This is a genomic window from Tessaracoccus sp. SD287 (assembly GCF_017355265.1).
Lineage (GTDB): Bacteria > Actinomycetota > Actinomycetes > Propionibacteriales > Propionibacteriaceae > Aestuariimicrobium.
The window spans coordinates 1-7,776 of the sequence record NZ_JADIJQ010000053.1; the positions used below are offsets into that span (position 1 = coordinate 1).

Annotated in this window: 6 protein-coding genes; 3 read left to right on the forward strand and 3 right to left on the reverse strand. The window is 69.3% G+C overall.

Translation table 11 applies throughout. The features are described from left to right. Together IPV09_RS13670 and argG are read right to left on the reverse strand one after the other, a co-directional pair. Positions 1–694: ABC transporter ATP-binding protein (locus IPV09_RS13670; protein ID WP_207475859.1), on the reverse strand; the 694-nt coding region annotated here is incomplete at its 3' end. A gap of 141 nt (positions 695–835) precedes the next feature. Continuing rightward, positions 836–2,269: an argininosuccinate synthase gene (gene argG, locus IPV09_RS13675; RefSeq protein ID WP_207475861.1), complete on the reverse strand. Its 1,434-nt coding sequence runs from the start codon at positions 2,267–2,269 to the stop codon at positions 836–838. Positions 2,270–2,414: 145 nt separating this feature from the next. Between argG and IPV09_RS13680 the strand changes: the two genes are divergently transcribed. The 3 genes from IPV09_RS13680 to IPV09_RS13690 are packed head-to-tail and all read left to right on the forward strand — an operon-like array spanning position 2,415 to position 6,825. Then, positions 2,415–3,593: a hypothetical protein gene (locus IPV09_RS13680; protein ID WP_207475863.1), complete on the forward strand. Its 1,179-nt coding sequence runs from the start codon at positions 2,415–2,417 to the stop codon at positions 3,591–3,593. Further along, complete coding sequence (locus tag IPV09_RS13685) at positions 3,590–5,404, forward strand: ABC transporter ATP-binding protein/permease (protein WP_207475864.1); 1,815 nt, start codon at positions 3,590–3,592, stop codon at positions 5,402–5,404. The genes IPV09_RS13680 and IPV09_RS13685 overlap by 4 nt, the downstream gene beginning before the upstream one ends. Continuing rightward, a complete protein-coding gene (locus IPV09_RS13690) occupies positions 5,401–6,825 on the forward strand; it encodes a HAMP domain-containing sensor histidine kinase (RefSeq protein WP_207475866.1) in 1,425 nt (474 codons plus the stop codon). Before IPV09_RS13685 ends, IPV09_RS13690 begins: the two co-directional genes overlap by 4 nt. Positions 6,826–6,858: 33 nt before the next feature. Here IPV09_RS13690 and IPV09_RS13695 read toward each other — a convergent pair. After that, positions 6,859–7,776 (reverse strand): NAD(P)H-quinone oxidoreductase (locus tag IPV09_RS13695; RefSeq protein ID WP_207475868.1); only part of this gene is annotated, 918 nt, incomplete at its 5' end.

A 7,776-nucleotide genomic window follows, 5' to 3' on the forward strand; every position in this document is an offset into this window, starting at 1 on the left:
TCTCGTGGGTGGGATCGGTGACGTCGTCGACGATCCTCCCGTCGGCCAGGAACAGGGCGCGGTCGGCGTAGGAGGCGGAGTAGGGGTCGTGGGTGACCATGACCACGGTGCGGCCCAATTCGTCGACCGAGCGGCGCAGGAAGGTGAGGATTTCGGCGGCGCTGGTGGAGTCAAGGTTGCCGGTGGGTTCGTCGGCGAAGACCACCTCGGGTCGGCCGACCAGCGCCCGGGCGCACGCGACACGCTGCTGCTGGCCGCCGGACAGTTCTGAGGGCTTGTGGCTGAGGCGGTCGGCCAGGTCGACGGCCCGGATGACCTCCTGGTACCAGGCTGGGTCGGGCTTCCTGCCGGCGATCGCCAGCGGCAGCAGGATGTTCTCCTCGGCGGTGAGGGTGGCCACCAGGTTGAACTGCTGGAAGATGAAGCCGATGCGCTCCCGACGCAGCCGGGTCAGGTCGCGGTCCTTGAGGGTGGCGACGTCGGTGTCGCCGATGAGTGCCCGTCCGGAGGTGGGGCGGTCGAGGCCGGCCATGCAGTGCATGAGGGTCGACTTGCCCGAACCGGAGGGGCCCATCACGGCGGTGAGTTGGCCCGAGAGGATCTCGACGGAGACGTCATCCAGGGCAACCACCCGGGCGTCACCTGATCCGTAGGTCTTGGTGATCTTCTCGACGGAAGCAGCGGCACGGGACATGGACAAGGCCTTTCACGACATGATCTGGACGGTATGTCCTGATCATGTCTCCAGCATGCGCCTGGCGTCTGTCGGGTGGGCCCCCGGAGCCACCCCGGGGTCACCCTGAGATGGTGATACTTCCCACGGATGGGCTGCGGGTCAGTCCATGCCCAGGTCCATGGCCGCACGATCCAGTGCGTCATCGGCCTCGTCGGGGCCCATGCCGATGCTCGGGATGGCGCCGGCCCGGCCCTGGTCGAGTTCACCGACCAGCTGCGCGTGGGCGCCGCCGAGCTGACCCTGCCGGGCATAGATCTCGAGCTTCTCGCGGGTGTCGGCGATGTCCAGGTTGCGCATGGTGAGCTGGCCGATGCGGTCGGTCGGGCCGAAGGCGGCATCCTCGACGCGCTCCATCGAGAGCCGGTCGGGGTGGTAGCTCAGGTTCGGGCCCTGGGTGTTGAGAATGGTGTAGTCCTCGCCACGGCGCAGGCGCAGGGCGACGGTGCCGGTGACCGCGCTGGCGACCCAGCGGCTGATGGACTCGCGCAGCATCAACGACTGCGGGTCAAGCCAGCGACCTTCGTAGAGCAGGCGACCCAGCCGCAGGCCCTGGGAATGGTAGTTCGCCAGGGTGTCCTCGTTGTGGATGGCGTTCAGCAGTCGCTCGTAGGCGATGAACAGCAACGCCATCCCGGGGGCCTCGTAGATGCCGCGGCTCTTGGCCTCGATGATGCGGTTCTCGATCTGGTCGGTCATGCCCAGGCCGTGGCGTCCACCAATGTCGTTGGCCTTCATGACCAGGTCGACCGGTGACAGCTCCTGTCCGTTGATGGCGGTGGGGCGTCCCTGGGTGAAGGTGATGGTGACGTCCTCGGTCGCGATGGCGACGTTCGGGTCCCAGAACTTCACCCCCATGATCGGTTCGACGGTCTCGAGCGAGACGTCCAGGTGCTCCAGGGTCTTGGCCTCGTGGGTGGCACCCCAGATGTTCGCGTCGGTCGAGTAGGCCTTCTCCTGTGAGTCGCGGTAGGGCAGGTCGCGCTCGACGAGCCACTGGCTCATCTCGTGGCGGCCGCCGAGTTCGGCCACGAAGGCCTCGTCCAGCCACGGCTTGTAGATCCGCAGGCCGGGGTTGGCGAGCAGCCCGTAACGGTAGAAGCGCTCAATGTCGTTGCCCTTGTAGGTCGACCCGTCGCCCCAGACGTTCACGTCGTCCTCGGCCATGGCGCGCACCAGCATGGTGCCGGTCACCGCACGTCCCAGCGGGGTCGTGTTGAAGTACGGACGACCCCCCGAGCGAATGTGGAAGGCGCCGCAGGCCAGTGCCGACAGGCCCTCCTCGACCAGCGATTCGCGACAGTCGACCAGGCGCGACAGTTCGGCGCCGTACTGCATGGCCCGACCCGGCACGGTGTCGATGTCGGGCTCGTCGTACTGGCCGAGCTGGCCGGTGTAGGTGCAGGGGATGGCACCCTGCTCACGCATCCAGGCGACCGCGACAGAGGTGTCGAGGCCACCCGAGAAGGCGATGCCGACGCGTTCACCGGTGGGAATGGAAGTCAGGACTTTGGACACACCCACAGCGTAGCGCATAAATATTCCGAGTGTCGAATAACTATTCCGCGTGATGAGAAGTCTCTCACCTGCTGCTCACGCTTCGTCCACATGCCCGGCCTAGGTTTTTTCTCGTCAGGAGCACTGCATCGGAACCTGGCTCACACCACCTGGAGGAACCCGCATGACGTTGACGCGCAATCCCGAACTGTCCCCACTGGCCGTCGCCCAGATCCGGGCCACCGAGCTGCCCGCTCGCGGCGGAGCCGTCGCGGTCGAGCACGAGACCGTCGAGTTGGCTCCACGCCGCCTGCGTCGCGCCAAGAAGGCGTACACGGTGCGCGCGTTCGCTCGGCAGACTCGCGAGAACGGCGCCGAGGGTTATCACCTGGAGCGTGGTTCGAGCATCCAGCCGCAACCGGGCGACCTGGTGCTGGCCCGGGTCGCCGAGGTCGGCCAGCACAAGCGTCTGGAGTCCTACAACTCGCGTCGTCGCCACCTGTTCGTCGGTGACGAGATCGTCGTCGCCTACGGTCACCGCTACGCCCCCGACCAGTTCCTGGCCGAGGTGCCCGACAGCCTGGACTTCACCAATCTGGTCGCCGCCGGCGGGCTCGCCGGACGGGTGATCGACCGCCACGCCGACATCGATCCCGCCACCGTCATCGAGCCGATCGGACTGCTGGCCGATGAGCAGGGCGTCATCAACCTGCGTCGCACCAGCCCGGCCCGGGTCCGTCCCTGGCAGCAGGCCCGCGACGAGTTCGCCGCGCTGGCCGCAAAGCCCCACGTGGTGGTCGTCTTCGGCTCGTCCATGAACTCCGGCAAGTCCACCGTGGTGGGCAGCCTGGTCAACGGGCTGGGTCGAGCAGGCTTCGAGGTCTCGGCTGGCAAGGCCACCGGCACCGGCGCGGGGAACGACTCGGGCCTGTTCCACGACGCCGGCGCAAACCTCGTGCTCGACTTCACCGACTTCGGGTTGCCGTCCACCTTCAAGCTGACGCTGGCCGAGTTGAAGGACACCGTCTTCTCCGTCTTCGCCGAACTCGCCGGCAACGGCGACGACGTCATTGTCGTCGAGATCGCCGACGGCATCTACCAGGGCGAGACGGCCCACCTGATCACCGACCCGGACTTCAAGGCCATGGTCGACTCCGTGCTGTTCGCCTGCGGCGAGGCGCTGTCGGCAGCCGCCGGTTCGGAACTGTTGACCCGCGCCCAGTTGCCGCTGAAGGCGATCTCGGGACGGCTGACCAGCGCCCCCCTGATCACCCGCGAGGCGCAGGCCGTCACCGCGGCGCCGGTGATCGGCACCTTTGACCTGTGCATCGGGGAGGTTGCGCGGAGCGTGATCGGGCTGTGAATCCAGCCACCACCCCCGGCGACGGCGCCCTGCCCCCGGTGCTGTCCGGGCGGCGGCGCCTGCTGCTGGGCCTGTTGGTGGGTGTGGGACTGGCCCAGGCCGCCTTGACCATCCTCACGGCCCTGGTCACGCCGCGACTGCTGAGCGGCACCACCGCCGACGTGCCCGTGGCGCTGGTCGTGGGTCTGCTGGTGGTCGCCCTCGGTATCGGTCTGGGGCGGGTGGGGGAGCGGATCCTGGCCGAGGACCTCGGCCAGGAGTACGTCGGTGAGGTCCGCCGACTGCTGGTGGCCTCCGCCCTGGCCCCGGCGCGCAGCGCCAACCTGGGCATCACCATCGCTCGCACCACCAATGACCTGTCGGCGCTGAAGAACTGGGTCTCGCTGGGCATCGCGCCGATGGCGGTGGGCGTGCCCATGATCATGGGCATCTGTCTGGCGCTGCTGGTGATGATGCCGATCATGGCCGTGCTGGTCATCGTGGTGCTGGCCGTGTTCGCGGCGATGGTGCTGATGCTGGCCGGCCCGGCGCTGCAGCGGGCGCGGCAGTTGCGCAAGGTGCGCGGCCGGATGGCCGCGCACATCGCCGACACCGTCAGTGCAGGGGCCTCGATTCGGGTGGCCGGGGGTCTGTCCCGTGAACTCAAGCAGATCGACAAGTTGAGCAGCAAGGTGTCACAGGCGGCCCGTGAGCGAGCAGTCGTCTCGGGCGTGATCCGCGGCTCGTCGGCGTCGATCACCGCCGTGTTGGGCGTGCTGGTGGTGCTGGTCGGCGTCTGGAGCGGGTCGTCACCGTCCGCAGTGACCGCCGCAATCCTGGTCGCCGGGATGCTGGCCACCCCCGTCAATGACCTGGGCCGGGTCACCGAGTACCGGCAGAACGCGCAGGCTGCCGCCATGGTGCTGCAACCGGTCATCGCCACGGCTCGGCGGCACCGTGCCGACGAGCGCCGTCGCTCCCGTGAGCGTCGCCGCCTCGCCCACCGTCAGGACCACCCCGGCCTGGGTCGCGGCGCCGTCCACGTGGCGGGCCTGTCGGACCGGCACGGCACCATCCCGGGTCTCGTCGCCGCTCCCGGCGCCCGCGTCCTGGTGGTCGGCGACGTTGCGGGTCGACTCGACCTGGTCATGGGACATCTCAGCGGCGACCTCCAGGATGCCCTGGCCTGGGTCGAGGTGGCCGGACGCCAGCTCAATGACCTGCCCGCGGGTGATCGCCGGGGTCTGGTCGGGGTCGCCTCGCGGGGCACCCCCGTGGAACGGGGCACCGTGGCACGGGTGGTGCGCTACCGCGTGCCCCACTCCACCACCTCGCCGGGGGCACACCTGGCCCGGGTCGGGCTGGATGGTGTGGTGGCGAAGCTTCCCGACGGCGAGCGGACGATGCTGCGCCGCGGTGGGGAACCACTCACCCCCGACCAACGGGCCCGGCTGAAGCTTGCCCGCGCCATCGCCGACGACCCCCCGCTGCTGGTCCTGGACAAGTTGGACGACCAACTCGACCCGCGGGGCCGGGTGATGCTGCGCCAGGTGCTGGACCAGTACCCCGGCTGCGTTGTGCTGCGCTCCAGTGACCCCACCTCACTGATGGACACCTACGACGTGTGGAACATCGACGATCTGGCCGACACGGTCGTGATCGCCCGCCCCGTGAGCGCGGCCCGCCGCATGCCCCGGGCCAGCACCGTCACCCCAGGCAGGGACACCCCCGTGCTGGGACACCCGCCGCGGCGTTCGGCAACAGACAGCGCCACCACTGACGAACAGACAGACGAGGTCGCCCTCGACGGCGCACTGGAGGAGCAAGGATGAGCAACCACCATCGCGCAAGCCGGTTCGACGGCCGGGGACGGATCATGACGTGGGTGCTGGGCGTCAGCGCCCTGGGCATGGCATTGCTGATCGTGGCAGTCTCGTTCGTCCTGCGCGCCAACGTGAACGAGTCGATACAGGCAGCCCTGCGGCAGGAGGCAGGCGAGATCAACAGGTTCGCCGCCGAGGGCATCGATCCGCAGACCAGTGAACCCTTCACCGACGCCGGGCGCTTCCTGGAGGTCTTCATCTCCCGCCAGGAGGGCGGCCAGGGCGAACTGATGGTGGGCATCGGGCCATCCGGACGGCTCATCACGTCCATGGGGCCGCAGGCGCAGACGTGGGACCAGCTGCCCGAGGCCATCCGAACACGCATCATGCAGTCGGGCTCCATGGGGCGCGACAGCTTTCCCGAGACCGGCACCCTCAGCTGGAGCAACTACCAGGTCAACGTGGGTGCCACCGTGGGGCACATCGTCGTGGTCCGGTTCCACGCGCCCGCCGAACGTGAGCTGAGCCAGGAGTTGTTGGTGCTGGTGGGCCTGGCCGCGTCCGCCCTGGTGGTGACGGGACTGGTGGCCTGGGGGATCGCCGGGCGGATGACCGGGCCACTGCGTGAGTTCGAGCAGGAGGCGCGACGGGTCCGCGCCAGTCAGGGCTCCGTCCGGGTGAACGAGCATGGCAGCGATGAGTACCTGCGACTGGCGCGGGCCGCCAACCAGATGCTTGAGGGTGCCGAGCGGGGCCTGGCCGCCCAGCAGGAGTTCTCGGAGAACATGGTCCACATCATCCGGACACCGCTGACGATTCTGCGGGCCGACCTGGAGGACGCGATCGAGCGCGGCGACCAGGAACTCGGTCGCAGCCTCGACGAGGCGCGGCGTCTGGAGCGGGCCATCTCCTGTCTGGTGCTGCTCAACCGGGCCGGCCGGGCCGACTTCGTGGTGCCACGGCCGGTGGCTGCCGACGGGATGGTCCGTGACGTGGTGGCACGGTGGACCGACGCGCTGGGTGCGGGCAGCCAGCCGAGGGTGGTGCTGCACGACGCGGCGACAGCGACCCTCGAGGTGGACCTGGCGCGGGTCGAGCGGGCACTGGACGAGGTCCTGGCCAACGCCGTCGAGGCCTGCCGGGACACCGGAACGGTCGAAGTGTCCAGCGCCGTCTCGGGTGGCGACCTGGTGATCGAGGTCATCGACTCGGGCATCGGAATCCCCGAGGGTGAGCACGACATGGTGCTGGAACCCTTCGCCAGGGCCAGCAACGCCCGACCCGATCCGGTGGACCCGGCGGCGGGCACGGGCCTGGGTCTCAGTGCCGCCCGTACCGTGCTGGCGGCCCACGGCGGTCAGATCTGCCTGGCGCCGCGGCACCGCGGCGGTACCCGCGTGCTGGTCCGGCTGCCGCTGGCCGATGGCTGAGGGCCGGGCGTGCTGGTCAGAGGGCGGTGCTGGTCAGAAGGTGAGCACCAGCTTGCCGCTGACCTCACCGGAGGCGAGTCGCCGGTGTGCCGCGGCGGCGTCCTCGAACCCGAACCGCTCGATCGGTGCGGGGGTGATGGTGCCCGACTCGATGAGCGGCCAGACGACCTCGGCGACCCGGGCGACGATCTCGGACTTCTGTTCGCTGCTGCGGAAGCGCAGGCTGGTGGCGGTGACGGTGGCCCGCTTGCCGAGCAACGTGGCGATGTTCAATTCGCCGGTGGTGCCGCCCTGCATGCCGATGATGACCAGCCGACCGTCGACGGCCAGGGCGTCGACGTTGGCGTTGAGGTACTTGGCGCCCATGATGTCCAGGATCACGTCGGCGCCGTGGCCATCGGTGGCCTGGCGCAGGTTGGCCAACCAGTCATCGTGGTAGTCCAGCGCGATGTCGGCGCCCAGGGTGCGGCAGTAGTCACGCTTGGCCTCGGTGCCGGCGGTGACCGCGACCCGGCAGTCCAGCGACTTGGCGTACTGGATCGCGAAGCTGCCGATGCCACCCGCTCCGCCATGCACCAGGAAGGTGTCGCCCCGACGCAGGGACACGTGGTCCATGTTCGAGACGACGGTGGCCGCGACCTCCAGCAGGGTGGCGGCGGTGACCAGGTCGGTGTCCTTCGGCGGAGCGATGAGCTGACCCGCCGGCGCCACGAAGTACTCCGCGTACCCGCCGCCCGAGAGCAGCGCGACGACCTCGTCGCCGGGATGCCAGCCCTGGCTGCCCTCGCCGAGTTCCTCGACGATGCCGGCTGCTTCCAGGCCGATGATGTCGGTGACCCCCTTCGGCGGGGGGTACAGGCCCTGGCGTTGCAGCAGGTCGGCGCGGTTGACGCCGGCAGCGACGGTGCGGACCAGCACCTCACCGGGGCCGGGGGTGGGGCGTTCCACCTC

Coding starts and splice junctions, on each gene's coding strand:
- argG (WP_207475861.1), bottom strand. CDS start 2,269: ATGCGCTACGCTGTGGGTGTGTCCAAAGTCCTGACTTCCATTCCCACC.
- IPV09_RS13680 (WP_207475863.1), top strand. CDS start 2,415: ATGACGTTGACGCGCAATCCCGAACTGTCCCCACTGGCCGTCGCCCAG.
- IPV09_RS13690 (WP_207475866.1), top strand. CDS start 5,401: ATGAGCAACCACCATCGCGCAAGCCGGTTCGACGGCCGGGGACGGATC.